At 35.7% G+C, this 26,410-nt stretch carries 28 protein-coding genes and 2 pseudogenes; 21 read left to right on the plus strand and 9 right to left on the minus strand.

Annotation, left to right across the window (positions count from 1 at the left end; all coding sequences use genetic code 11):
- Positions 1-44 precede the first annotated feature (44 nt).
- Positions 45-1,163, plus strand: a complete 1,119-nt coding sequence (locus tag HZI73_RS09815) for an anaerobic sulfatase maturase (protein WP_212698068.1) — start codon at positions 45-47, stop codon at positions 1,161-1,163.
- 154 nt (positions 1,164-1,317) lie between these two features.
- On the opposite strand, the gene HZI73_RS09820 is transcribed toward HZI73_RS09815, so the two are convergent.
- Entirely contained in the window at positions 1,318-1,716 is a 399-nt protein-coding gene (locus tag HZI73_RS09820; RefSeq protein WP_212698069.1) for a helix-turn-helix domain-containing protein, read from the minus strand.
- 400 nt (positions 1,717-2,116) lie between these two features.
- Between HZI73_RS09820 and HZI73_RS09825 the strand changes: the two genes are divergently transcribed.
- Both HZI73_RS09825 and HZI73_RS09830 read left to right on the plus strand, forming a co-directional pair.
- Positions 2,117-2,356, plus strand: coding sequence for a helix-turn-helix domain-containing protein (locus tag HZI73_RS09825; protein WP_212698070.1), 240 nt, complete (start codon positions 2,117-2,119; stop codon positions 2,354-2,356).
- Positions 2,357-2,366: 10 nt separating this feature from the next.
- Positions 2,367-2,564 carry a hypothetical protein gene (locus tag HZI73_RS09830; protein ID WP_212698071.1) on the plus strand — a complete coding sequence of 66 codons (198 nt, stop codon included), beginning with the start codon at positions 2,367-2,369 and terminating at the stop codon, positions 2,562-2,564.
- A gap of 16 nt (positions 2,565-2,580) precedes the next feature.
- On the opposite strand, the pseudogene HZI73_RS09835 reads toward HZI73_RS09830, so the two are convergent.
- A pseudogene (locus HZI73_RS09835) lies at positions 2,581-2,958 on the minus strand (manganese catalase family protein); the annotation flags it as partial.
- Between the two features lie 13 nt (positions 2,959-2,971).
- A complete protein-coding gene (locus tag HZI73_RS09840) occupies positions 2,972-4,582 on the minus strand; it encodes a recombinase family protein (RefSeq protein WP_212698073.1) in 1,611 nt (536 codons plus the stop codon).
- Positions 4,583-4,760: 178 nt separating this feature from the next.
- Between HZI73_RS09840 and HZI73_RS09845 the strand changes: the two genes are divergently transcribed.
- The 3 genes from HZI73_RS09845 (at position 4,761) to HZI73_RS09855 (ending at position 6,074) form a co-directional block, all read left to right on the plus strand.
- Positions 4,761-4,943 carry a hypothetical protein gene (locus tag HZI73_RS09845; protein ID WP_212698074.1) on the plus strand — a complete coding sequence of 61 codons (183 nt, stop codon included), beginning with the start codon at positions 4,761-4,763 and terminating at the stop codon, positions 4,941-4,943.
- Between the two features lie 258 nt (positions 4,944-5,201).
- A complete protein-coding gene (locus HZI73_RS09850; protein ID WP_212698075.1) occupies positions 5,202-5,651 on the plus strand; it encodes a hypothetical protein in 450 nt (149 codons plus the stop codon).
- Positions 5,652-5,771: 120 nt separating this feature from the next.
- Positions 5,772-6,074: a hypothetical protein gene (locus HZI73_RS09855; RefSeq protein WP_212698076.1), complete on the plus strand. Its 303-nt coding sequence runs from the start codon at positions 5,772-5,774 to the stop codon at positions 6,072-6,074.
- A 32-nt stretch (positions 6,075-6,106) separates the two neighbouring features.
- On the opposite strand, the pseudogene HZI73_RS09860 reads toward HZI73_RS09855, so the two are convergent.
- The 4 genes and pseudogenes from HZI73_RS09860 to HZI73_RS09875 form a co-directional block, all read right to left on the minus strand.
- Positions 6,107-6,301, minus strand: a pseudogene (locus HZI73_RS09860) (manganese catalase family protein); the annotation flags it as partial.
- Positions 6,302-6,317: 16 nt separating this feature from the next.
- The gene (locus tag HZI73_RS09865) at positions 6,318-6,566 is read right to left on the minus strand and encodes a spore coat protein CotJB (protein WP_212698077.1); all 249 of its coding nucleotides are present in this window, start codon (positions 6,564-6,566) and stop codon (positions 6,318-6,320) included.
- Positions 6,566-6,796 (minus strand): spore coat associated protein CotJA, encoded by a 231-nt coding sequence (locus HZI73_RS09870; RefSeq protein ID WP_246552443.1) that lies wholly within the window; start codon positions 6,794-6,796, stop codon positions 6,566-6,568. Before HZI73_RS09870 ends, HZI73_RS09865 begins: the two co-directional genes overlap by 1 nt.
- An 85-nt stretch (positions 6,797-6,881) precedes the next feature.
- Complete coding sequence (locus tag HZI73_RS09875; protein WP_212698079.1) at positions 6,882-7,751, minus strand: helix-turn-helix domain-containing protein; 870 nt, start codon at positions 7,749-7,751, stop codon at positions 6,882-6,884.
- A gap of 153 nt (positions 7,752-7,904) precedes the next feature.
- Here HZI73_RS09875 and HZI73_RS09880 point away from each other — a divergent pair, with 153 nt between their 5' ends.
- Positions 7,905-9,236, plus strand: coding sequence for an MFS transporter (locus HZI73_RS09880; protein WP_212698080.1), 1,332 nt, complete (start codon positions 7,905-7,907; stop codon positions 9,234-9,236).
- A gap of 144 nt (positions 9,237-9,380) precedes the next feature.
- Here HZI73_RS09880 and HZI73_RS09885 read toward each other — a convergent pair whose 3' ends face one another.
- The gene (locus HZI73_RS09885) at positions 9,381-10,100 is read right to left on the minus strand and encodes an HAD-IB family hydrolase (RefSeq protein ID WP_212698081.1); all 720 of its coding nucleotides are present in this window, start codon (positions 10,098-10,100) and stop codon (positions 9,381-9,383) included.
- Between the two features lie 217 nt (positions 10,101-10,317).
- On the opposite strand from HZI73_RS09885, the gene HZI73_RS09890 reads away from it, so the two are divergent.
- The 5 genes from HZI73_RS09890 (at position 10,318) to HZI73_RS09910 (ending at position 15,788) form a co-directional block, all read left to right on the plus strand.
- A complete protein-coding gene (locus HZI73_RS09890; protein WP_212698082.1) occupies positions 10,318-11,451 on the plus strand; it encodes a Gfo/Idh/MocA family protein in 1,134 nt (377 codons plus the stop codon).
- A 128-nt stretch (positions 11,452-11,579) separates the two neighbouring features.
- The gene (locus tag HZI73_RS09895) at positions 11,580-12,452 is read left to right on the plus strand and encodes a hypothetical protein (protein ID WP_212698083.1); all 873 of its coding nucleotides are present in this window, start codon (positions 11,580-11,582) and stop codon (positions 12,450-12,452) included.
- 174 nt (positions 12,453-12,626) lie between these two features.
- Complete coding sequence (locus HZI73_RS09900) at positions 12,627-13,637, plus strand: glycosyltransferase family 4 protein (RefSeq protein WP_212698084.1); 1,011 nt, start codon at positions 12,627-12,629, stop codon at positions 13,635-13,637.
- Positions 13,638-13,652: 15 nt separating this feature from the next.
- Complete coding sequence (locus tag HZI73_RS09905; protein ID WP_212698085.1) at positions 13,653-14,675, plus strand: glycosyltransferase; 1,023 nt, start codon at positions 13,653-13,655, stop codon at positions 14,673-14,675.
- 123 nt (positions 14,676-14,798) lie between these two features.
- The gene (locus HZI73_RS09910; protein WP_212698086.1) at positions 14,799-15,788 is read left to right on the plus strand and encodes a GntR family transcriptional regulator; all 990 of its coding nucleotides are present in this window, start codon (positions 14,799-14,801) and stop codon (positions 15,786-15,788) included.
- 116 nt (positions 15,789-15,904) lie between these two features.
- Here the strand turns inward: HZI73_RS09910 and HZI73_RS09915 are convergent, their stop codons facing one another.
- Positions 15,905-16,666, minus strand: a complete 762-nt coding sequence (locus tag HZI73_RS09915) for a MerR family transcriptional regulator (RefSeq protein ID WP_212698087.1) — start codon at positions 16,664-16,666, stop codon at positions 15,905-15,907.
- A gap of 483 nt (positions 16,667-17,149) precedes the next feature.
- Between HZI73_RS09915 and HZI73_RS09920 the strand changes: the two genes are divergently transcribed.
- The 9 genes from HZI73_RS09920 (at position 17,150) to HZI73_RS09960 (ending at position 26,359) form a co-directional block, all read left to right on the plus strand.
- Positions 17,150-17,644 carry a hypothetical protein gene (locus HZI73_RS09920; protein ID WP_212698088.1) on the plus strand — a complete coding sequence of 165 codons (495 nt, stop codon included), beginning with the start codon at positions 17,150-17,152 and terminating at the stop codon, positions 17,642-17,644.
- Positions 17,645-18,214: 570 nt separating this feature from the next.
- Entirely contained in the window at positions 18,215-18,667 is a 453-nt protein-coding gene (locus HZI73_RS09925) for a ParB/RepB/Spo0J family partition protein (protein WP_212698089.1), read from the plus strand.
- The gene (locus tag HZI73_RS09930; RefSeq protein ID WP_212698090.1) at positions 18,664-19,569 is read left to right on the plus strand and encodes an aminoglycoside phosphotransferase family protein; all 906 of its coding nucleotides are present in this window, start codon (positions 18,664-18,666) and stop codon (positions 19,567-19,569) included. The genes HZI73_RS09925 and HZI73_RS09930 overlap by 4 nt, the downstream gene beginning before the upstream one ends.
- Before the next feature lie 547 nt (positions 19,570-20,116).
- Positions 20,117-20,536: a methylaspartate mutase subunit S gene (glmS, locus tag HZI73_RS09935; RefSeq protein WP_212698091.1), complete on the plus strand. Its 420-nt coding sequence runs from the start codon at positions 20,117-20,119 to the stop codon at positions 20,534-20,536.
- The gene (gene glmL / locus HZI73_RS09940; protein WP_212698092.1) at positions 20,533-21,924 is read left to right on the plus strand and encodes a methylaspartate mutase accessory protein GlmL; all 1,392 of its coding nucleotides are present in this window, start codon (positions 20,533-20,535) and stop codon (positions 21,922-21,924) included. The genes glmS and glmL overlap by 4 nt, the downstream gene beginning before the upstream one ends.
- A gap of 1 nt (position 21,925) precedes the next feature.
- The gene (locus tag HZI73_RS09945; protein WP_212698093.1) at positions 21,926-23,377 is read left to right on the plus strand and encodes a methylaspartate mutase subunit E; all 1,452 of its coding nucleotides are present in this window, start codon (positions 21,926-21,928) and stop codon (positions 23,375-23,377) included.
- A gap of 41 nt (positions 23,378-23,418) precedes the next feature.
- Entirely contained in the window at positions 23,419-24,675 is a 1,257-nt protein-coding gene (locus HZI73_RS09950) for a methylaspartate ammonia-lyase (protein WP_212698094.1), read from the plus strand.
- 1 nt (position 24,676) lies between these two features.
- Positions 24,677-26,041 carry an acyclic terpene utilization AtuA family protein gene (locus HZI73_RS09955; protein WP_212698095.1) on the plus strand — a complete coding sequence of 455 codons (1,365 nt, stop codon included), beginning with the start codon at positions 24,677-24,679 and terminating at the stop codon, positions 26,039-26,041.
- Positions 26,042-26,359, plus strand: a complete 318-nt coding sequence (locus HZI73_RS09960) for a DUF4387 domain-containing protein (RefSeq protein ID WP_212698096.1) — start codon at positions 26,042-26,044, stop codon at positions 26,357-26,359.
- Positions 26,360-26,410 lie beyond the last annotated feature (51 nt).

The following is a 26,410-nucleotide window of genomic DNA, read 5'->3' on the forward strand; positions in this document are numbered from 1 at the left end:
TGTAAAGGTACATTCATGTTTACAATAGATTAGGGGGAAAATAAATGCCACCATTAAGCTTACTGATAAAACCAGCGTCAGGGAATTGTAACCTGAGATGTAAATATTGTTTTTATTATGATGTGATTCATAAGCGAGAAGTACCAAGCTATGGCATGATGTCCGAAGAAACGCTAGAAACGTTAGTTAAAAAAGCTTTTGAATATGCAGAGGGCAGCGTTACTTTTGCTTTTCAAGGGGGAGAGCCTACTTTAGCCTCACTGGATTTTTTTAAGCAATTTATAGCCTTCCAAGAAAAATATAACACCAATAACATAAAGATTAATAACGCCTTACAAACAAATGGTATGGTGATAGATGATGCCTGGGCTGAATTCTTTTATGATAACCAATTCCTTATTGGGTTATCCTTAGATGGACACAAAGATATACACAACTATTATCGCATTGATGCCAAAGGCGAAGGCAGCTTCAATCGTATCATGAAAACATGCAAAATCTTTGATAAGCACAAAGTCATGTACAATATACTTTGTGTAGTCAATAAGCATGTAGCAAAACATCCAAGCAAAGTTTATAATTTTTTTAGAAAGCAAGGCTTTGAATTTTTACAGTTTATTCCGTGTTTGGATGAATTGGATCAAGAACCAGGACAAAATCAATACTCTTTAACACCGGATGGTTATGAACATTTTTTGAAAACTATATTTGATCTATGGTATGCTGACTTTATGAATGGTAAGGGTGTTAGTATACGTATGTTTGATAATATTTTACAGATGATATTAGGGTATCCGCCTGAGAGCTGTGACATGAATGGTCACTGTTCGGTGAATGCAGTTGTTGAAGCTGATGGTTCAATCTATCCATGTGACTTCTATGTCATCGATAAGTGGAAACTAGGTAATATTATGCAATCCGATCTTAACACCATATTAAGATGTGATCTAGCAAAAGAATTTGTACAAGAATCCGTTAACACAGACCCCCAGTGTCGTACTTGTGAATTTTATCGCATATGTCGAAGTGGTTGTAAAAGACATAAAGAACCAAAAGTTAATGGTCAATACAGCAGGAATTACTTCTGTGATGCGTATAAGCGTTTTTATGGTTATACATTACCACGGTTTATGGAAGTAGCAAGAAAAGTAAGTGCTCGCTAATGATGATAATGATAATAATGATGATAAATGTGCTGTCCTAAGGGGCAGCACATTTGTCATAAGAAGAGATATTATGGTAATATCTAACGGTTCATGTGCATAAACCCTATTACTATGATGTCTGATAATGGTAAAAAATGGATACGAAATCGTATCATTTAGGGCGAAAATTACCTATATTTGGTTTCGCTGGATTTAATTCCTTTTGTAAAGAATAAGCATGAATACCCGCTTCCACAAGTTTTAATTCGATCATACCTTCTATTTTAGTCTGTTCATTTTTATCCAGTTGGCGTAATTGTTTAATAATTTGTATTTCTCTCTCTGTTAATCCATTTGGATGAATGTATTCGCTACCATTCAATAACCAATCTAGTGAAATGTGAAAATAATTGGCAAGCGCTTTCAAAACATCAATTTTAGGTTCTCTTTTATCTTTTTCGTATTTGCTCAAATTTTCGAAACCCAATTCATCCATCAATCTTCTTTGACTCAATCCGCATTTAGTTCGTAAATATGAAATTCTTTGACCTAATGTTTCTAAGTTATTCATGGGTATAACCTCCTAATGGTAGTGATATGCTCATAAATGCAGTATTAAGGTGTTTTTCATGGAGTCCAATAGGACAACAATCTATTGACATAGAGTCAAAATGACCTTATAATGTTTATAAGATAAGAATTCACATCATAATTTTATCATATTTTATTTCAAAAATATAATATATATTTTATGGAAATGCATTAAACATACATATTTTGTATTATGTTGAAAATATATCCTATTGAAATATTTTGGTGTATAAGTTTATTGTTTTATTAACAGTGTAATAGCTACTATTAATTCAATAATTCAATTAATATCATATTTTTCAGAATAAAATAGCTTGAACGGTGCAATTTCCTCGATAATGGTTAACAACTAGAATGACCAAAAAAGGGGGCAATAAATAATGACTAACAAGACAGATATTCCATTCTTTGGCATAATCGTTAAAAAACGTTTAATAGAGTTGGATATGACTCAAAGGGAGCTTGCTAGATCGATTGGTGTGAATGAAAATTATCTTACAGACATATTAAAGGGGAGACGGTCTGGAAAAAAATATAAAGAAGCTATATTAGAGACTTTAGAAATAGATAGCACGGATGGGAAAACTAGTTTTCTGACAAAATCATATATACAAAAGTAAGGTGATTAGAATGTATTACAAGTGTAGAGTTTTTTGTGAGCGAATTATAGGTTTCAAAGACAGAGAACGTTATATTAAACAGAGAAGAGAAAACAACAAAATATGTGTTATCTGCCATAGTATTATGGACAAAGAAGGTGCCTACTGCAAAGCATGTCTAAGAAAAATCTGTGATAAAGATAAAAGACGAAGTCATTCTGAAGAATAGGCTTCGTCTTTCTATATTAATAATACTTTTTACTGTTCATCTTACGTTGCACATCATCTAAAGCTTCTCCAAAACGTTGGAAGTGAATGACTTCTCTTTGACGTAAGAATTTTAGCGGCTCAATGAGATCAGGATCATCTGTTAATGCCATTAGATGTTCATATGTAGCTCGCGCTTTTTGCTCTGCTGCTAAATCTTCTACTAAGTCAGCTACAGGGTCACCTAATGCACCAATACCTTGTACTGTAAAGGGTATACCACTGGCATCTGTTGGGAATAAAGCATGGTCATGTTGGGCATAGTGAGGAGCCAAACCTGCATCTTTTATTTCTTGGATACTTGCACCTTTTAACAACTGATAAATCATAGCAGATATCATTTCTACATGAGCAAGTTCCTCTGTACCATCATGTTATCGTTATTTCCTTAGGTAATTTAGGGAAAATAAGTAATTCAAAGTCATCAGCATGATGATGCCATCGCCCATTAACTGTCTTGATATATTCAACTTTTTCTAATACCTCTTTGAGAAGGAGGTTTTTGGCAGATGCGTTTGATAAATTGTTATAGATCTGGAGAATTTTTTCTACTTTAAATATAGGTGTCTTTCTATTATCATGTATGGTTTCATGTTCAACGAATAGCCCCAACAAGTCATTTCGCTGATCATTTATTATTTGAATTTTAGCCGTAATAACATTGTATCTCTCTGAAAATTTTTCTGCTGTATAAATTCCTTGTTCAAGTAAATCATGTAAATTATCACGTTGACCTTCTAAAACGACAAGTTCTTGTTCTAACTTACGAATATTTTTTTTTGCCATATCATGATGAAAAGGGTTATGTTGTATTGTAGGATGACTATTACATGCAAGATTTAATTGATATGCAGCTAACCAATTTTGTAAAGCGTCCATTAATTTCTTTTCAATAACTGTTAACTTTGAACTAATGTTCTTACAAGAAGGTACAGGACATATTAAAGCATCTGGATAGCCGTTAGAATAAGGGCGCCTAACCATCTTTCGACCGCATAGACCACATACTATAAGTCCAGCAAGAGGATTTTTGATGGTGAGTCCAGTGGGTACAGGTGCAGGTGTATTTTTGGATAATCGATGCTGAACAAGATTATAGACATGGGTGTCTATGATGGCTTCATGTAAACCATCCACAAGTATCCAATTCTTTTGCTTAGCCCTAGGTCTGATTTTAATCAGCTTACCATCTATCATTTTTTTAACTTCAGGACGAGCGTTCCAACGAATTTTGCCTATATACACTGGGTTTCTAAGCATACTTCTAATAGTAGAAGCAACCCATTTATCACTTCTTAACGGCTTAATATTAAGCTTATTTAGCTGTTTAGCAATAGATGATACACCTAGTGGTGTAGATGTGCCATTAGATGGTATATTACCTTGACTATACAGATTAAATATGAAGCGCACAACATCTGCTTGTTGTGGATGGATAGCAAGGGAGTAGCCTTTATCATGGACTAACTTCTTTCTTATATAACCATAAGGAGGTGTTGTGCCTAGATATTTACCTTCCTTCACGGATTCAATTCTACCACGTTGTAGTCGTCTATTAATGGTTTTGTATTCACGTCTGGACATGAATAAACCAAATTCAAAATATTCTTCATCAAAGGCATTACGAGGGTCATATACCTTCATAGGTGTAATAATTTTGGTATCTGAGTATTTAAAGCTTTGAGCAACAATACCTTGATCAACTGTGTCACCACGAGCCAATCGTTCAATCTCTACAACAAGTACTCCAGTCCATAACCGTTGCTCAACTTCCGTTAGTAGCTGCTGCATAACTGGACGAGAAGATATGGTTTCGCCAGATACGATTTCTCGATAAGTTTGGGTTATACCAATTTGCATCTTATTAGCTAAATCCAATAAGATTTTCTCATGCCTAGCAAGGGTTTCCCCTTCGCCACGGGATTCAGCTTCCATATCTGCTCTTGATTTTCTTAGATAGATACAATAGCCTAATGCCATCTCATCACCTTCTTATTTAGCATTCAGACAGTGGAACGAATATAGTGATGTTATATATCACCTACTTTATATCCTATTCCCTATTTTCTTTTCTAATACTAAATACCCCTAATCAAGGCTTATCTATGTCATAGGACAATGTTGATTGTACATAAATTGTGTTATAGGGGGTGCACATGTGAGTAGAACAACACCAAAAGGTCACTTGGTTGAAACCTATATGTTGGATCACACTAAAGTAAAAATATATGATAGTGCCTATATAAATAGGACATCAAAAGAAATAGAAAGAACGCTTCAGATAATAAAAGATATGGCTATAAGTCATTATCAGGGAGAAGTTAGGCTAAAAAGAGACTAGATCTAATAAAGGTTACTAAGACCATAGTTTAATCTCGTTGTTTACCTTAGATTTCACGGATTAGGACAACCTCTGATACTAATGTTAATAGTGTGGGTTTACTTTCATAACATAACTTTGTTTAATTAAAACAATGGCTTGCTTTTTTGCTATTTTCCCTTGATTGTGTATTGCATATCAAAGAATAAATACCATTATATGACAGTGGACAGGAAAAGTTTAACAGGATAAGATAAGGTTAAAGGAGTGTTATGTGTTATGTTAGAAGAACAGATTCATGTAAAAAGTAAACGAAAATTATTAATACGTTTAATAATCATCTTTCTTATTCTATTCATTATAAAACCCATTAAATGGATGAACTTTTCTAATATAAATAAAATAGTCATTACAAATGAAGCAGAAAAGCAGCAAAACCCATTAATTCTTAATGATGATGATCTTATACAATTCAAGGAATTGGCAGGACACTATACCTTTTTAACGATACGTCCATTTGGGGGTTATAAACTTCTAGTTAATTTACGAATAGATTTTTATAAAAATAATAATAAGAAGTACAGTATGTACTTGTATTCTAGTAACGATGGTATTGAGTCTTACATATTATTACCATATCATATACATGGATATAATTTGCCTAAGAAGGTCATTGAAGCACTTGAAACCATTATAAAAACATATAATTTTTCTTTAGATACCTTTTAAATGAGTACATACTTTTAAAATAAACCTGATTACCATGATTTAAGTATAGAATGATTAAGGAAAGGATAAATTATTTATGATAGGTGCAGAGAGTGAAAGATAGATAAAGGAGAATGCGTTATGGAGATAATAACAGATGAGAGATTTAAAGCATTAAAGAATAAGTCAATACTCGTTGGACTTACTTATGTGCATAACGATAATAGCATAAGTCATAGAGTTGAATTTTTGGGAACCATTATAGATCTTGATAACGAAGGATTAGTTATAAAAAAAGATAGTGATGGCGATAAATTCTGGCTTCCACCAGATAATTCAGCCATTCAACATGCTCCTAAAGGTGAGTATACATTGCAAACAACAGGTGAGGTCATCTCAAATCCTGATTTTATGACCATTTGGACAATAGATTTACAAGAATAATAGTATTAACAGTTATAACCAGGTGGTACGGATTCCTCTGTACCAATATCTGTTAATAATCCTTTAGCTTTGTTAGTAGGCATGGTGTATCTTTGGTTAAGGTAACGAATAGCTGCCCCTAGCTCGCCATCGGGACCACCGTATTGTGTTACCAATAAACCTGCCATTCTTAAATCTTTACGCTTGATATTAACAGGAAATTCTAATCGTTTTTCATATAACCACATTTATGCTTTCCCCCTTTTATTCATGCTCCCAAGGCCAAGGTCCTTCTAACCATTGCCAAGGATATTTACTTGGGCTCATACCAAAGTTAACAAGTGGACCTACGTTCATTTCATACATTTCACGTTTCTTTTCATATTGGCATTGAATGGCATTGTAATCCGACAATGCTTTTTTGTCATCTGGATGTGTATCCAGATAAAGATTCAGGTCGAGGACAGCAAAGCCTAGCTTCTGAATGTCACGCATGAGTTTTGGATTATACATTAGTAGGAACACCTCCGATTATAGTGGCCAGGTTGGTATAGATTAGGAAACATGCTGCCTCTTTTGAAGCCTTCATCTAACGGTACTAGTCCTACGTATGGTTGATTACGAATGTAAGCAGTGGCTAAGGGTATATCTGGACATGGTTCTTCTGGCATGACCTTTGTTCCCTTGTAACGGTCAGCTGGTTCAGGACGCATAGAGTTCTGATTATCATACATATTTCTCATGGAAATCTCCTTAAAACATATCTCTAACAATACCATATGATTGGGTCAAGATGTAGGTGTTTTTCCAAATGAAAAAAAATGATATTTATTCATGATAGTAAAAATGACGAAATTGGGAAGGGGTGTGCCCAGTCAGTTTTTTAAATTGCTTGGAAAAGCTATAGGAGTCGGGATAACCTAATTCCATAGCAATTTCTTTAATGGATAACTTGCCTGCCGATAACATCTTTTGTGCTGTATTAATACGACGATTGAGGATATAATTACCTGGAGAAATACGGTATTGCTTTGTAAACAGTTTTCTGAATTTCTCATATCCCATGTTCACATGAGCAGCAACCTCCTCCACACTAAGGCGGTGAGTAATATTGGCCTCAATGTATTGGATGCTCATGGCTAAAATATTCATTTCATCGGTGGTGGTACGTCTTATCCGATCTAAATAAGTAGCCTTGGCAATGATTGCAGTGGCTTCACTAAGCAGTAAAGGAAGCTCAATACGATTTGCATTACCAAGCCTTGCATGATAATCCAGTATTTGCTGAATCAGCTCAAAGTCATGTCCAGGTGATAAGACAGGCTTATCTGGTGCAAAAACATAGATTTCTGCAAAACTACGATAAATATGAGAACCAATGGATAGATAAAGTTCACTCCAATCATTGGATGTAATAATGGTACTATGGGTTTTACCTGGGAAACGTTGAATAAAATCCCCAGGTTGAATGGGGATTTCCATACCCTCATCTGTTTGATAAATACCTTCACCAGATAAGATGAAAATACCATGATATTCGTTTGGGGTGTAATTATAGTGAGATCCAGAAGCTGTATTTTTTCGAACATAGCCGCTAAATAATATACCTAATGAAGGGTTATCACTTAAGGTGCGATGATGGGATTCATTGTGTTTGAACTTGTTATAAACGATTTCAGCAATATTCATTTTAGTCATCCTAACCTTTATGTTTGATTTAAATATTGTATCACATTAACCCAAAAAATCCATACCAAATTTGACATATTAAATACCATTATGAACATTTTTTAAATGGATTAATCTTCGTATAATGCTAGTAACTAATAAGTTACATAAGAGGTGAGGATAATGAGTTCATTTGTTTTAAACATATTTAAAAAAAAGGGTTCTCGTCAAATGGTAGATAAAAATGATTCATTACATAGAAGTAGACAATTTTTTATTTTAGAAGGTGTGACAGGCATAGGGCAATTTTCTCTGACATCTGGAGCATTTCTTGCTGGGTTTATACATATGTTAAAAGGCTCAGACCAGATTAATGGGATGATAGCGGTTATACCAGCTATGGCAGGGGTATTTCAGATCTTTTCATCTTTAATCTTTGAAAAGATGACAAAGCGTAAGCATACCATGGTCAAAATGGCTATTGGGCTGCGAAGCATCTTGGCATTGGTTTATTTTATTCCCATGTTAATGATGCCTTTAGGGCTAGGTCTTGAAGCCTTTGTACTGTGCTTTATTATTGCGTATACCATTAATGCCCTAAATACACCAGCTCTCGTGAATTGGCTTGTTGAATTGACGCCTCTATCCATAAGAGGGCAGTATTTAGCTTATCGAGAAAAGATTTCTCTTTTGGTAACGGCCATGTTAACCATTGGTTTGGGTAAGGTGCTGGATTATACAAGAGATGCAGGAAATGACATGATAGGTTTTGGCATTGTTGGGCTTATCGTTATTGTTTTTAGTATATTGAATATCTATGCCTTAATCCATATTCAAGAACCAAGTGAGCATGTACCGAATCACTATAAGTTAAAAGAGGTTGTTACCACGCCAATAAAAAGTCCATCCTTTAAAAGAATCATTCTGTTATTTATTATATGGAATTTTGCCTTGCAGATAGGTGGTCCTTTTATCACGGTGTACATGGTAACACACCTTAAACTACAGTATACTTATATGATGAGCTTATCCGTTATAACAACCCTCGTTCGGGTAGCCATATCGGGTTATTGGGGTAGAATGGCAGATAAGAAATCTTGGTTTTTAAGTACGAAATGGTCCGTTGGTATTCTTGCTGTGGTACACTTTTTATGGGGATTTGTCACAGATGGCAACTACCATGTGCTTGTACCGATTCTCCATGTATGTTCAGGTATAGCATGGGGAGGAATCGGTATTTCCCTATTCAATATGCAGTTTCTATTTGCTAAAAAAGAAGGTAGGACCATGTACATTGGTCTCAATGCAGCCATTGGCGGTATTGCCAGTGGTGTAGCAGTATGGATTGGTGGACAGATGATTAAATTACTGGAAAATCAAAGTTTTATGTTATTTAACATACCAATAGGTAATTTACAGATGACTTTCTTTATATCCGGCCTCCTGTTATTCATATGTCCTATATTTGTTAAGTTGTTCATTGAGCATCAACAAGTAGAACAAGAAGATGGTTAACATAAAAGGGTGATGGGTGTAAAGTATATGTCATCACATAAGATAATAGAAGGGGCTGTCTTATTAAAGCAATTTTGTTGCCTACGATATTGACGTTATTTTGCTTTAGTAGATAGCCCCTTCTATTCTATGCATTTTTTCATCTTATAAACAAATATCAGAAGGTTTTAAACGATAAATCATATCTTTACGTTCAACGATAATTTGTGCTTTGTGACGGGTATCTGGATCCTCTTTGAGTTTGGTAACCAGTTCTTTAGTAGGATTAATGGCTACAGGATTGGCAACGGATTTCAACATAGAAAAGTCACCAGCAGTATCCCCATAGGCATAAGAGCTTGATAAATCAATATGGTATTTTTTTACAAGGGCTTCAATGGCAAGTTTTTTGTTCTTACTGTCCCACATAGGTTTGACATCTCCTGTATACATGTTTTTATCATCAGTAATATAGTGAGAGCCTATATAATCATGAAAGCCATGTTTAATGGACATGGCCCTGACCAGCTCAAAAGGTGAACCAGAAATGGTAATGACTTTATGACCTTGTTCAATATGCCACTTGATTTGATTCCGGGTAAAAGTATAGACACGGTCACCTTTTTGCTCGATAACTTTACCGGCAATAAATTCAATTTGGGTTCGATGAAGCCCTTTTATGGCATCGGTATAGATTTCTGCCATCTTAAGGAGATAATCATCATAGTTACCGATCCGTTTATCCCACTTAATGTATTTTTCCCTTACTTCATTGTACCAACGTTGTTGGTCAATAATCTCTGATTTAATGAGCTTTTTAAATATTTCTGTTATTAATCCTTCACGGTACAGTGTGCCATCAATATCAAAAAATGCGCCAATCATAACGTCACCTCGCTTAGTCGTTCTTTAGTCATGAGGAGAAACACTGTATGCATGTCCAAAAAATAGAGCTTCTCCATATTGATATCTATATTCTGTGTAAACTTCATGAATCTTATATTCATTATACCTTATTTTGTACAAAATTGGGCTTTTATTTCATTAGAAAAATAAAGCGGCTATGCTATAATGTAATTACATTGAAAAAAGGAGTGGAATTATGTACATACATTATCATCTTATAGGACTTGGTTATATCGGCAAAGTTCATCTGATGGCTATGAATAATTTTCATATGGTAAACATGCCAATAGACAGCCAGCTCATACGTCAACAACTCATAACAAGAAACCCACAAAAGATAGATGCCAATCAACAACAAGCATTAGGGTTCAAACGTATTATTCAACAAGAGGACATGGTATATGATCCACAAGGTATCCATATAGTCGATTTATGTAGTCCTAATGTGTATCACCATGATTTATTGCTTCATGCCATAGAGCACCAAGCCCACGTATATTGCGAAAAACCACTGACCATGAATGGACAGGAAACCAAGCATGTCTTGAAGTACTATAAGGCAGGCCAATCAAAGATACAATTATGCTATACCTTGCGCTATTTGCCAGCTTTTGCAAAAGCCAGAGCCGCCATTAAGAACCATGTTATCGGTGACATCACCAGTTTTAGAATAGAATATTACCATTCATCTTATCTGAATCCGGATAAACCTTATGCATGGCGTTTAGATAAACAGATGAGTGGCGGCGGTGCTTTGTTTGACCTTGGAAGTCATGCTATTGATCTATTACAATTTCTTGTAGCACCTGTGGCAGAAGTGTTATCTTATTCCGACACAGTTATTAAAACAAGAAAAGACCATGAGGGTATGGAACATCCTGTCACAGTGGATGATCAGGCATTCATTCATGTGTCTACTAGGAATCAGATTAAGGGGACAGTGGAAGTATCACGAATAGCTGCTGGTGATGACGGTATTCGTGTACGTCTGTATGGCACAAAAGGTTCTCTTATGGTGGATGTGTTTCATAATCCATATGACGTGATTTATCATAATGTTTTAGGGCAACCCTGTCATTTAGATGAACGTTGCTACCAAGATGATGCTTATTATCAGCATGTATCTGCTTTTTATCCTACACCTAAGCTTTCACAAGGCTTTTTTATGGATTCTCATATGGCTTGTCTCGGATCGTTTATTTCTCAGGTTGAAAAAGGTGATACTGTAGAAGGTGCACCCAGTTTAGAAGCGTGTCAATCCATTGAAGCTGTATTAAGTGCATGTCTTAAATCAGCAACAACAGGTAGAAAAGAGAAAATAGACTATTAAATAAGAATACAGTAGGACTTAATACTTATACATACCATATATCTAAATACTTATGTGGCAATAATTGACAGTATTAGCTAAATAATCTATAATTTTTTATGAAGAAAAATATAGTCAAGGAGGATGTTATGAGTATAATATTAGGACTGGTATCACTTGTTATAGCTACAGCCATATCCATTGCTGCAACTGTGTTTTTGGATTTTGAGGTCCTTCATTTTTCTATTGTGTTTATCATTCCTATAGGAGCCTTAATCATTGGTGGCATCTGTGGTTATGGTTATTTCAAAGGTCTTGTGCTATCCAATAAAGCCATCAAAGGTTATCACTACCTGATAGCATTCATCCTAGGTATTATTTGCCTTGGTGCCATAAAATACGGTACATATCAATTAACATGCATTAATCCTGAAACGTTTAATATTGAATACTCGCTGGATGGGGATCACATTAGTAACTATGAATTACCAGATTATGGTCCCATGACATTTGTTAATTTTAATCGCTATTTAATTGAAACAACACCTGTGTCCTTTAGTTACCGTAGAAGGGAAGTTGCTGAAGTTTCTAACAAAACTGCTGGTTGGGTGCTAACCATTATTGACTATTTAGGCCTTATCGTAGGGTGCATGGTGGTATCTGGTTTAGCTACAGGTGATCGTATTTACTGTGATAAGTGCAAAAAATACATGAAACGAAAACATATTTTTAATATACCAAAAGAAGAGGGAGAAGGCTTTTTTATTGCATTAGAGTCCTTAATGGCTGAGCCGATGCCTGTTACCACACTCAAAGAACTTGAACAGAAATTTAGCAAAAATGCAAAAGAGTATTATAAGTGCTATATATCCTATTGTGAATCATGTAAAGACACTATCTTGGATATTACGCTTATTGAAAAAGACGGAAATAATAAGTATACTGAAAACGATGAATTTGAATACAAGAAAAAAATTGATTTCAATTTAGTACAAGTTTATACGGAGAAAAAAGTAGGATAATTAAATAAAGTTAAGGTAATAACCTTAAGAAATCTTCATTAAGACTAGCGTATTTTTACTCTAGTCTTTTTTGCAGTAAAGAAACACCATCTAGTAGCAACATAGCCTCTCTTTCAATATAGTATAACAAGACAACCATTAACAGCGATAGAAGAAGAAATGAGGGTTGAAACCATGAAAATAGGATTCCCTGTACCAGCAGAGGGAAAAGGGGGAACAAAAACGTGGATGATGGCATTTCAAAATTACTGTATTGCTCAAGGGCATCAAGTATTTTGCAAACGTATGGATGTAGATGTTTTTGTATCCTTAGCCAATTTCGCATCTTTTGATATGCTAGAAGCATTGAAAGCGAAAAAAACAAAAATGATATATCGAATGGATGGTATTTTTTTTGACTATTTTATTGAATCCCAGCTTATGAGGAAAGACTTTAATGATTTGGTCGCTGCTACAATAGAAAGTGCCCATAAAGTCGTCTATCAAAGCCAATTTTCTAAAGAAGTTGCCAGCCACATTGTGGATGTTGATAACATACCAGGAACGGTCATTTATAATGGGGCTGATACCCGATTTTTTAAGCCAGAAGGACCGATACTTGAACGGCCAAAAGATAAGAAAATTGTGCTGTCCATTGCTTATTGGGGGCCTCCTATGTTGGCTCAATATAGTATTCAGCAATTTATAGACATTGCTAAGTGTTTTGTCAATCATAAAGATATTGAATTTTGGATACTAGGGGAAGCTTATCCTGAAAATGAAGCTAAGATTATAGAAGCGGACTTACCCAATGTAACCAAAATAAATCTCCATGAACAAGTGCCTCGAGAAGACATGCCAACATATATTCGAACAGCAGATATTATCATGCATTTAAGACCAAATGATGCCTGTTCCAATCTCATAATTGAAGCCATGAATGTTGGTAAGCCCATTGTTGGTTTAGACTTGGGAAGTACGCCAGAACTCCTTGGAGATGCGGGTCTGCGTTGTGAATCAGAACCGTCTTTCACAGAATTTCCCAAGATAAACCCTATGAGCATGTATGAACAGATTATCAAAACTTTTGATGATTATGCTTTTTATCAACAGAAGATATTAGAACGTGGTAAGCTGTTTACATTAGAAAAAATGTGCCAAGCTTATTTAAGAGAAATGAATAACCTTGTAGAAAACAAATCATGATGGTGAGGGAATGCAATGAAGATTAAATTTTTTATATCCGATAATGAGCTGGCTCCTACGACTATTTCAGCAAAACTTATTATAGCATGTCTATTAGAGCGAGGTCTTGATGTAGAGGCAATTAATGACACACAAAAGAAACTTGCATTATTAAAAAATCCGGATTATGATATGATTATTTTTCAAAAAAAGATAGGTCGTGGGCATACCTATCCAGATATCAAGCACCTCAAAGGCATTGTTAAACTGGTCTTCATAGATGATGATTTTCTTGGTATGGATAGTGCCCACCATGTTCAAACCCTTAATCATGCAGACCTCATTCTGGTTGGTAATAAGCAGCACCAAGGGTTAATGGGAGATTATGTGGATGTACCCGTGGAGACATTTACATCCATACTGGATTTTCACAATTATCCATACATGGGGTATGCATCCAAACATAACAATCCCTTAATTATTAGCTGGCAGCAAAGTCTAGCAGATATCTATATTGAAGATTTACTAAGTATTAAAGATGTGTTGATTGATTTACACCATAAGTACCATATTCATTTACATCTGTATGGTTGGCATGAAGGCAAACATTATCATGTACCCGACAAACGATCGGTAATCAAGAAAGCACTGCCTTTTGCAACATGCGTCTCTTTTCAACCCTATGAAGGTTATGTGAAAAACATTGTACCTCAAATTGCAGCATCGGATATAGCCATTGTACCTTATGTCAATCGGTCAGACCGTTATGGCAAGTCAGGGTTTGCATTAAAAAGAACCATGTTATTAGGTGTACCCTTAGTCGTATCCAATATAGGTGTCCATGAAGAATTGATTCAAGATGGGCTTAATGGATTTATTGCAGAAAATGAAGAGGAGTGGTACCAGAAGCTTGAAGATTTAATTACCCATGGTGAATTAAGACAACAGTTTTCGTTACAAGCAAGACATGTAATGGAAAGCAAGTTTAGTTATGAACAATGTACGGATATCTTTATACAAGCCATTCATAAACATATACCAGCTTTTAAGCCCAGTTAACATAAGTCATTGACCATTACAAATATCCGTTAAATTTCATAGACGATGCTTGACAGCAGTAAATGGGTGTTATTATAATAAAGGTGAAATAGACTATCTTAAATATAATGTTGGTGAATCCATATGAAATTTGAAATTGATAAGAATAGTGTTATCCCAATATACCGCCAGATTATTCAGCAGATGACGACCCATATTAATCAAGGTGCGTTAAAAGCTGGTGATAAGCTGCCTGCTGAAAGGGATTTAGCTGCTGAACTTAACATATCAAGGGGGACCATTACCAAAGCTTATGGTGAGTTGGAACGTAATGATGTCATTGAGGTGATTAGGGGAAGTGGTAGTTTTGTTGCCAAGGAGCAGGATGTTCTTGATAAGGGGCGAAAGGAACAGGCCATTACGCTTATTGATCATACCATAAAAGAATTGGAAAAAATGCAATTTTCATTTCATGAGATGAAGTTATTTTTTGATTTAATGGTCATGGAAAGAGAAAAACAATTGGAGGGCATACCCATTGCTACAGTGGATTGTAATCCAGAAGCATTGACCATCTTTAAAAATCAGATTGGGTATATCTCGAAGGTAGAAATAACCAGGTTCTTATTAGAGGATTTAATTAAGCTGCCGGATATTCCTAAGGTATTTGAGCCTTATCATTTAATCATTACCACATCCAATCATTATGACGAACTGATAGCATTACTTCCTGAACAAAAGGACAAAATTGTAAAAGCAGCCGTATCACCCAGTCAACAAACCATTATTGATCTTGCAAAAATTGGCCATGGTGATCGTATTGGTATTCTATGTTATACCCATAGATTCTTTGAAATCATTAGAGAGACCTTGTTATCATTTGGTATTGGAGAGCAACAATTTGCCAATGCTCAAGTAGAAGGATTAGATGAGCACGCTATTGAGAAATTTCTACAGGATAAGAAATACCTTTTGCTGCCTGCGGATTCTAATATTGAGCACAGCTATCGTCAAGTTATCATGGATTTTAAACGTGGTGGAGGTAAGATCATTTACTTTGAATATCAGATTCAGCGAGGAACCCTTATCTATATTGAAGAGCGGATTTACCATATTATTAATAGGCAAAAATAAGCATGTATAGGTTAGAGCTATCCCATATATGGCGTAAAATAAGGGATGACTTCTCAACGATTATTTTGAGAGCGTCATCCCTTTGGTATGCTTATAGAAATAGCACCAATAAACGATTATAGATTGTCGCAATAGATGCCCATTGCTTCTTTCATAAAAGCTGCAAAGCCTTCACCATGTTTGTTAAGGTTCTTGGTAAAACGTTGGTCCGTTATATACATGTCGCCTAGTCCTCGGAAAATTTCAGGCGTACATGTATAGAAGTAATCGGTAATATATTGTCTATAAGCACCAACTGCTTCTTGAACTTCAGCATCAGCAGGTCCTTTATCCATAAGCGATACAATCTTATCAAAGATTGCGGTATTTTTTTCTTTAATTTCTTTCCATTGCTCACTTTTATAAGAAGCGGTTTTTTTAGCACATTCTTTGTAAGCATCGCTATGCCCATACTTTTCTTCTACTTCTTTAGCATATTTTTCTTTGTGCGCTTCAATGTCACGCATATCAAATCCATCAAACATTTCTTTTGTTTTCATCGTTGTCCCTCCTTGAACAGCTTGGATGGTTCGGTCAACTGTTTTGATAATACTTTCCAATCGCTTCTTCTTTTCAAGAAGTAACTGACGGTGCGACTTTAACGCTTTATGACGATCAAAACCTGGGTCATCCAACAGCTCTTTTATTTGATTGAGGCTAAAGTCCAGTTCCTTGAAGAATAAGACTTGCTGTAATCTTTCAAGGTCACTGTCGCTATATAGTCTGTAGCCGGCTGCATTTACAGACTGTGGTTTAAGAAGACCAATCTTATCATAATGATGAAGCATACGTATGGTTATACCCACCATATCTGCAACTTCCTTAACCTTATAACGCATTAACATCACCTCCAATACCTATTGTAAACTATGACATTATGTGAGGGTCAAGGGTTTTTTTGAAGATTTTTTTAAATGTTTGAAACATCTTTTTTATTATAAGATGAAGTGAGGTTTTTCATTCTATTATATCAAGAACAGCTGTAAAAATATATAAGATGGATGAACAATAGAAACAAGATTAATGACTAGAATTTATAGCGGACAAAATAAAATTAGAATATATATAAGCTTTAAATTGTTATTTAATCAACTATAATAAAGCAGAAATTATAAATAATAATATTGTAATAAAAATATTAAATATAAAAATAAATTATTAATAAAACTATTAATACATAATATAAAATAAATAAATAATAAATAGTAAAATTAAAATAAACAAATTTAATATATAAATAAATAGGTATTGACATATAATTTAATAAATAGTATTATAATTTTGTAACTATTAAAAATTTACTAATCAAAGGAGGAAACACTATGTGTAAGAAGTTAGTAGCAATCGTATTAATTTTATGTATGGCCGTAGGTTTTAATAGTACAGTATTGGCTAGTACTTGGGATCAGGAAGTATCATCTGAAACATCAACAAAACCTACTAAATGGGATGGCACAAGATATTCAAGTAATTCTGGTTGGTCCACATTTTATGCACCAGCAGGAAAAGTTATTTTTGGTTTTGGCGAAGAAGAAAAACCTACAGGAACAGTAACACATACAATTGATCTTAAGAATTCAGCAGATGTGAAGAACCTGCCAAATAACAGTTATTTTAAAGTATATATAACGTCAATGAATGGATCTGAAAACAAGTATATCGTACAATTATCTGATTATGTACAAATTGGTTGGAATTATTATCCTACCAAAATGAAGGTTCAAGTTCATGCAAGAAGTCCAAAAGGAAGTATGTTTGAACTTCCAGGTAGAGGATGGACAGAAGTTAAAACTTGCATTACATATAGAGCATATTAAATAAAAACTTGATATAAGTTGAATAAGTGAGTTCTATTAATAATAGGGCATGATTGATTATGATAATCGATCATGCCTCTATTTTATATGTCTACAGCCATACGATTATCTAATACATGACTAAAACTTTAAGAAAGCTTTAAATAATTCTATGGTATAGTTTGTTTATAGAATTAAAAGAATATATATGGAAATACAACGGAATAATTTTATTTTGTAGTTATCCAATATTGCTATTGAACTTTTTATTTGCTATACTTATTGACAATAAGGAAGAGGAGGATTATTCATGATGATGTTTGCAATTTTTCTATAGATTCCAGTTTCATAAAGGAATTGAATGGAATGCATTAAGGTTTATTTTGTGTGTTCAAATATGAAAGAGAGCATCATCTGAGAATAAAAATGGATACTTTGTGTAAGAAGTTAAGGCATAAGCATTACTTCTTTCTATTTGCAATATTTTAATTAAGATGATGACTATTGAAAAAGGTTTTTTTCATGGTCTTTTTTATATGTGAAAAAAGATATAAGATTAATAAAAATTTAAATAATGGAGAGATAATCGGAATGAGAAAAAATAAAAAGTTTACATTTAGTGTAGAAGAAGCCAGATGGTATGGAAGTAATCATAAAATAGAACAATGGGTACACAGCTTTTTAACAACAATAGGCAACAATCGTGGATTTTCGGATGGATTGAAGCTACAAAAACGATATTGGTTAGGTCCTGTATTATGTGATTTAAATATGTTTGGAAGATGTTGTGGTCCAGAGGATGGACTAAAATATTATGAGCCATTATTAAATTTTGAAGAGCGGGTTAAGAAGATGCAGTTATCTATTAGAGATGGTTGGGAAGTGCCTCCCCTAATAGTGAACCACAACAAAGGCAAGTTTGAACTTAATGATGGTAATCATAGGTATGAAGCTCTAAGGAGATTGGATATTCACATGTATTGGGTTATATTTTGGGATAGTGACAATCATTTACATACACTAAAAGAGAGGATTAAAAGATGAGTCACACGATTGAGCACAATGATAAAATATTGGAGTTATTACAGAAGGTATTTGATAATCATATAACAGAGTATATCCCTGTTGTAGGCGGCAATATAAAAAATGTATATTTTTTTAGGCATAGAAATAAGGATTATGTCCTTAGCGTATTTACTGAACATACAAACAATATGCATAATAAGTATTTAAACAGACGATTAATCCAAAATAATATAGGTGTAAAGCAACTTATTAGTAGTGGTTATGATGAAGGGTGTTACTATGAGATACATACCAAACTCGTAGGTGACCCTTATAGGAGAAATGACAATTTAAACAGGTTAATTCCTCAGTTATTTAGAAATCTTGTTACCATTCATCGTGTTGATGTAAGTGATTCTACTGGTTACGGATGGATTAAGCACAATGGCCAAGGGACATATCCATCGTTTAATGCTTTTTTAGAAGGTTTTTTTCAAGAGGTTCAGAATGGCTTCTGGGAAAACTGGTATGACTTATTCATGGGGGATATGCTCAATAAAGACATATTTTATGGATTTTATGATAGAATGATGATGTTATCTAAGTTCTGTGAAGGAAAGCGATATCTGGTTCATGGGGATTTTCATTTAGGTAATGTCATAGGTATTCATGGTAAAATAACAGGTATTATTGATTGGGATAATGCATTATATGGTGACTATGTATATGATATTTCCACCTTACAAATGACATTACCCAATTATCCTATATATGATATGTTTCACTCTAATTATGTAGACAGCAAGATAGATACGCATTGTTTTCTAGAACGTTTCACTTGTTTAAGTATTTTAAGAGGTTTAGATGCTTTAAGGTTTTATGCCAAGAAAAATAAGAAATGTGCTTATGAGTCCGTTATTAGATATCTAAAACTTCTCTAAAAGGTATTATTTTTATTATAATAATGTTTTTAAATGATGAAAAGCAGTGGAATGACTATGGTGTCACTTCACTGCTTTGCATTAATTATAGAGTTTAACAAGGTTACAACAACCGAAGAAAAAAATAAAAACTACCATAATCAGAATATCTCACCTACATCTGGAAAAAATACCTCTATAAGCCTATTAATTATATAAATTGGACTAATCCAATTTATTGTATACAATTCTAAAATTGAACCCATAACCTCAAATTAGAGGATAACGGGCTTTAAGATATATTGAAAACTCACTAATACCATTATGCCTGTAGATATGTGGATGGGTATGATATAATGCGTGAATAATTGTATACAATCACTAAAATTTCAGGGTAAATATTCTTTGAAAATTGTATATAATATATAAGAAAGCTATTGACATATTGGATCATTCATTATATATTAATGGCATAGTCCAATGTAATATTTTGGTTTCAATCGTGACTAAAACAATAAGGGATTTTATAATCCATTTAAATCTCTTGAAGAGTAACCGGAGGTCAAAAATGAATGGTAAAAAAATAGTCTTAGGTGTTATAGGGGCAGATGTACATGCTATAGGTAATAAAATACTAGCTTATGCCTTTGAAGAAGCAGGTTTTAAAGTGATCAATCTAGGTGTTATGGTAGCTCAGGAGGAATTTATTAAGGCAGCTATTGAAACAGGTGCTGATGCTATTTTGGTATCCTCATTATATGGTCATGGCGAGTTGGATTGTCGTGGTCTTCGAGAAAAATGTGAAGAATCAGGTATTGGTGACATTCTATTATACGTAGGTGGTAACTTAGTTGTTGGTAAAGCAGACTTTGAAGATGTCAAGGCAAAGTTTTTGGAGATGGGCTTTAATAAAGTATATCCTCCAGGAACACTTCCAGATGTTGCAATTTCCGACTTGAACGAGGATTTAGGAGTGAGTGATGAATGAAGGTAGTGCTCCTCATTGATTTTGGTAGTACATATACCAAAGTAACAGCTGTGGATTTTGATGAAGAAGTGATTATAGGTTCGGCTAGAGCATTTACAACCATTGAGACGGATATAAATGATGGGCTTGAAGGGGCCATTGCTCAGTTAAAGAAAAAATATGGTCATATGGACATACATGAAATGTTTGCTTGCAGCAGTGCTGCTGGTGGGCTTCGTATGATTGCTATTGGTCTTGTACCTGATTTGACTGCAGAAGCTGCCAAGCGAGCAGCACTTAGTGCAGGTGCTAAGGTGATGAACGTTTTTTCTTATGAACTGAATGAGCAAGAGAGAAAAGAAATTGATGCACTGAAACCAGACATTATTCTGTTAACAGGTGGGACAGATGGTGGAAATAAAGATGTTATTCTACATAACGCCAAAGTTGTTGCAGAGCTTCAGTCCAATGCTCCTGTTATTGTAGCTGGCAACAAATCCGTACAAGAACAAGTGATGGACATACTAAAAGAGAAAGAGGTAACCTTATGTGAGAATGTAATGCCTGAGCTAGATGTACTGAATATTACATCAGCTAGATTAGCCATCCGAGATGTGTTTTTAAGAAAAATTGTCTATGCAAAAGGTTTATCCCGTGTGCAAGAGCTCATTCAAGGCATACTTATGCCAACACCTTCAGCCGTACTTAAGGCTGCAAAAACCTTAAGCCTTGGAACTAAGAACCAGAAGGGGTGGGGCGATCTCATTGTGGTGGATGTGGGTGGTGCTACAACGGACATACATTCTATAGCAGAGGGACTGCCAAGCAAAGGTGGGGTCTTGTTAAAAGGTCTGCAAGAGCCTTTGGTAAAACGTACTGTTGAGGGTGATCTAGGTGTTCGGTACAGTGCACATGCACTTATAGAAACCTGTGGTATACAGGACATGGAGAAGATAACCGGTTTATCCAAAGAACGAATCATTACTTATCTGGATAAAATCAAACATAATCCAGAGTATTATTCCGATGAAGATGACGATTTTAAGACCTTTGATTTTGGTCTTGCATCGCTAGCCGTAAGAGATGCTGTACACCGACATGTAGGGCGGTTAGAAACCCACTATACACCTTTTGGTGCCACATACCTTCAAACAGGCAAGGACCTTACAGAACTTCGAAAAATAATTGGAACAGGTGGTTCCATTATACATTGTGATTGCATTCAAAAAGTACTTGAACAGGCTCTTTTTGATCCCACTGACCCAACAGTACTTCGACCCATGCAAAGTGATTATTATATTGATCATAAATATATTTTAGCAGCTATGGGATTACTAGCTGAACATTATCCCGATAAAGCATTAAATATCATGAAGAAAGAAATAAAACTAATTTCTAGAGGTGAATAAAATGGAATTGAAGAATAAAAAGTTAGAGGATGAACTTTTTAACAGCATCAGACAGGACGTATTATTACAGTGGTCAACAGGCAACGATGTGGATTTTGATGAAGCAGTGGCTTATCATAAAGAAATTCCTAAGCATAAGGTTTTTTCGGATAAACTGATAGAAGCCAAAGAACAAGGTAACACATTGATTCAACCCCGGGCAGGTGTTGCACTGGTGGATAAACATATTGAGCTTTTGAACTACTTGGTGAATGAAGGCGAAGCAGACCTTCTTCCAACAACCATTGATAGTTATACAAGGCACAACCGATACCATGAAGCAGAAGAAGGTATTAATGAAAGCCGAAAAGCAGGTCGCTCTTTATTGAATGGTTTTCCAGCCGTTAATCATGGTATATCTTTATGCCGAAAAGTAAATGAATCCGTCAATGTACCGGTACAAGTAAGACACGGTACACCCGATGCAAGATTACTGACAGAAGTGACCATTGCAGGAGGCTTTACATCCTATGAAGGTGGCGGTATCTCTTATAATATTCCCTATTCAAAGAATATACCTCTAGACAAAACCATCTATGACTGGCAGTATGTGGACCGTTTGATAGGTAAGTACGAGGAAGCGGGCATCACCATTAACCGTGAGCCTTTTGGACCATTAACAGGGACCCTTGTGCCGCCTTGTATCTCCCATAGTGTAGCCATTATTGAAAGTCTTCTTGCAGCCGAGCAGGGTGTAAAAAATATAACAGTGGGTTATGGACAATGTGGTAACCTGATTCAAGATATAGCAGCTATTCGTACGCTAGAAAGTCTTACGGAAGAGTATCTTCATAAGTTTGGTTATGAAGACGTTGTGGTAACAACCGTTCTTCATCAATGGATGGGTGGTTTCCCACAAGATGAATCCAAGGCATTTGGCGTGATTTCATGGGGAGCAGCTACGGCGGCATTAGCTGGTGCCACAAAGGTGATTGTCAAAACACCTCATGAAGCCATGGGTGTGCCAACAAAAGAAGCCAATGCCAGTGGGATTAAAGCAACAAAACAATTAGTGACCATGTTACGTGACCAGCAGATGGTATCTATCAGTGACTTAAAACTTGAAAAAGACATGATTATGGCAGAGACACGTTGTATCGTAGATAAAACCCTTGAATTGGGAGATGGTGATTTAGCTGAAGGTACCATTCGGGCTTTTCAAGCAGGTGTTATTGATATTCCATTTGCACCTAGCCGACAGAATGCAGGTAAAGTGTTCCCTGCTCGTGATAACACAGGAGCGGTACGTTTCCTAGAATGCGCGCATTTACCTTTTACACAAGACATTAAATCTTATCATCATGATAAGATGAAAGAACGGGCAGACTATGAAAAAAGGGATATGAGCTTTCAGATGGTGATTGATGATATCTATGCGATTGGGAAAGGTAAGTTAGTGGGACGACCAAGATAAAAAATACAATCACTTATGGTACAAGAGAAAGGGAATAAAATATGAAAATAGTTGATGTCATCCTATCAAAAGGTAAAACAGGTTTTTTCTTCGATGACCAAAGAGCCATTAAAAAACATGCTGTTCCAAACGGGGCATCTTATAGCGGTATGCCCATTACACAAGGCTTTGAATCCATTCGACAGGCAGGAGAGGCTATTTCAGTTATGCTGTTATTAGAAGATGGGCAGATTGCCCATGGGGATTGTGCTGCCGTTCAATATTCAGGAGCAGGAGGAAGAGACCCGTTATTTCTTGCAAAAGATTACATACCGATTATCGAAAAGTACTTAAAACCAATCCTGATTGGGAAAGAGCTCCATTCTTTTCGTGACTTAGCAGAAGAGATTGACCACTATGTGATGCCAACAACAGGTAAGCCATTGCACACTGCCATTCGTTACGGTATGACACAGGCTATCTTGGACGGGGTAGCTAAGAGTAAAAAAAGACTCATGGCAGAAGTGGTTGCAGAAGAATATGGGACAGCGATGACAAAAGAAGAAATCCCTATATTCATGCAATCAGGTGATGACCGTTATAATAATGTGGATAAAATGATTTTAAAAGAAGCGGATGTGTTACCCCATGGTTTGATTAACAACGTGGAGTTAAAACTTGGAAAAGAAGGGGAACTCCTTAAGAAATATATTGCTTGGCTTCGAGATCGTGTGGGTGAAATTAGTCAAGATGCTGTTTATCAACCCATCTTGCATTTAGATGTCTATGGGACCATTGGTATGATTTTTGATTACGATATGGATAGAATGGTCGCTTATATGAAAGAATTAGAAGAGGCAGCGTATCCATTAAAGCTACGTATTGAAGGACCTATGGACATGGAAGAGCGGACAGCTCAGATGGAAGCATTAAGAGAGATGTGCCAGCGTCTCGATGCTCAAAACATACAAGTGGAAATTGTAGCTGACGAATGGTGTAATACCTTTGATGATATAAAATATTTTGCTGATAATGGAGCAGGCCATATGATTCAGATTAAAACACCGGATCTAGGGGGCATCAATAATACCATAGAAGCTGTACTCTATTGTAACAAAAAAGGTATTGGCGCATACCAAGGCGGTACGTGTAACGAGACAGACCGTTCTTCACAAGTCTGTGTTCACTTGGCTATGGCAACGAAACCTGTACAGATTCTAGCGAAACCAGGCATGGGTGTTGACGAAGGTTATATGATTGTGTTTAATGAAATGCAGCGCATCTTAGCTGTACGTAAAATGAGAGAAAGGATAGAATAGGATGAAAGAATTAAGAGTGTTATCCCCAACGGCCATATTGGGATACGGATTTCCTATGGCATCTTTTGAAGAAGGCATGAAGCGAAAACCCCATGTCATCGCAGTGGATGCAGGGTCAACGGACCCTGGACCTTATTATCTAGGTGCAGGCATATCGTTTACAGATGCCACAGCAGTAAAACGTGATCTATCCATCATGATTGAAGCAGCTATGAAAGAAGACATTCCTGTGATTATCGGAACGGCAGGCGGGGCAGGCGGTGAGCCTCATTTACAAGAAGTTGTTGACATCATTAAGGCTATTGCTGCTGAAAAAAAGTTAACGTTTAAAATGGCTGTCATCCATGCTGAGATTGATAAAGAGATGGTAGCTAAGAAATTGGCAGATGGTAAAGTAAGTCCTCTTCACCCAGCACCTGAATTAACAGAAGGCGAGCTAGAGGAAACAGAGAGAATCGTTGGGCAAATGGGGCTTGAACCCATAATCAAAGCCCTTGATGAGGGAGCTCAAGTCATTGTTGCTGGTCGTGCCTATGATCCTACTGTATTTGCAGCATTAGCTGTAAAAGAGGGTTATGATACAGGTTTAGCACTCCATATGGGTAAGATTTTAGAATGTGCCAGTATAGCGGCTACGCCTGGTAGCGGCAGTGATTGTATGTTTGGTTATTTAGGTGATGATTATTTCAAGCTGGAACCCTTAAGTCCCATTCGAAAATGTACCACATTATCTGTAGCCGCCCATACGTTATATGAAAAAACCAATCCTTATGTATTACCAGGACCAGGCGGTGTCATTGATTTACATGATGCAAAATTTGAACAAGAAACAGACAGCATGGTAAAAGTGACAGGTTCCAAATTTATCCCTTCGGATGCCTACACCATTAAATTAGAAGGGGCTAAGAAAGTGGGCTATCGCACGGTATCCATTGCAGGCACAAGAGACAGCATCATGATCGGGCAGATTGATGCTATTGTAGAAGAAGTGAAAGAACGTGTAAAAGATAATTTTTCAGATGCTGATTTTGACTACTATCTGGACTTCAAAATATATGGTAAAAATGCAGTTATGGGTTCTTTAGAGCCAATGAACGAGATTACAAGTCATGAGATTGGTATTGTGATTGAAGCTGTAGCCGATACCCAACAGATTGCTAACACCATCTGCAGCTTTGCCAGGTCTACTATGTTGCATTATGGGTACAATGGACGTATATCCACAGCAGGTAATCTTGCATTTCCTTATTCTCCATCGGATTTTAAAGCAGGTGAAGTATACGCATTCAGCTTATATCATGTGGTTGAAGTGGACCCTTATGAATTGTTCCCTATTGATTATATGACAGTTGGGGAGGCATTATAAATGAAGAGAAGATTAAAAGACATTGCAGAAGTCATCCGAAGTAAAAATGCAGGTCCCTATGAACTAACCTTTGATATTATATTCAAGGATTGGGAGCTTTTTGAGACAGCATGTAAGCATCATATCATTAATAAGCAAGTTATTGCATCCCTCTATGATATCCCTATAACAGATGTCATCAACATCATTGAATTTAAACCTGCAAAAGCCATCAAAGCTACGATTGTAAGACCAATGGCATCCGGTCAATTAGGAGAAACAGATGTTTACGGTGCGCAACAACATGCACCATTAGTGGATTTAGAAGTGCCATTTTAAAGGAATAGCCAAGGGAATTTTATCACGGGATAGCTGATAGAATTCTCTTTT

Origin of the sequence: Vallitalea pronyensis, assembly GCF_018141445.1 — a bacterium.
Taxonomy (GTDB): Bacteria; Bacillota; Clostridia; order Lachnospirales; family Vallitaleaceae; genus Vallitalea; species Vallitalea pronyensis.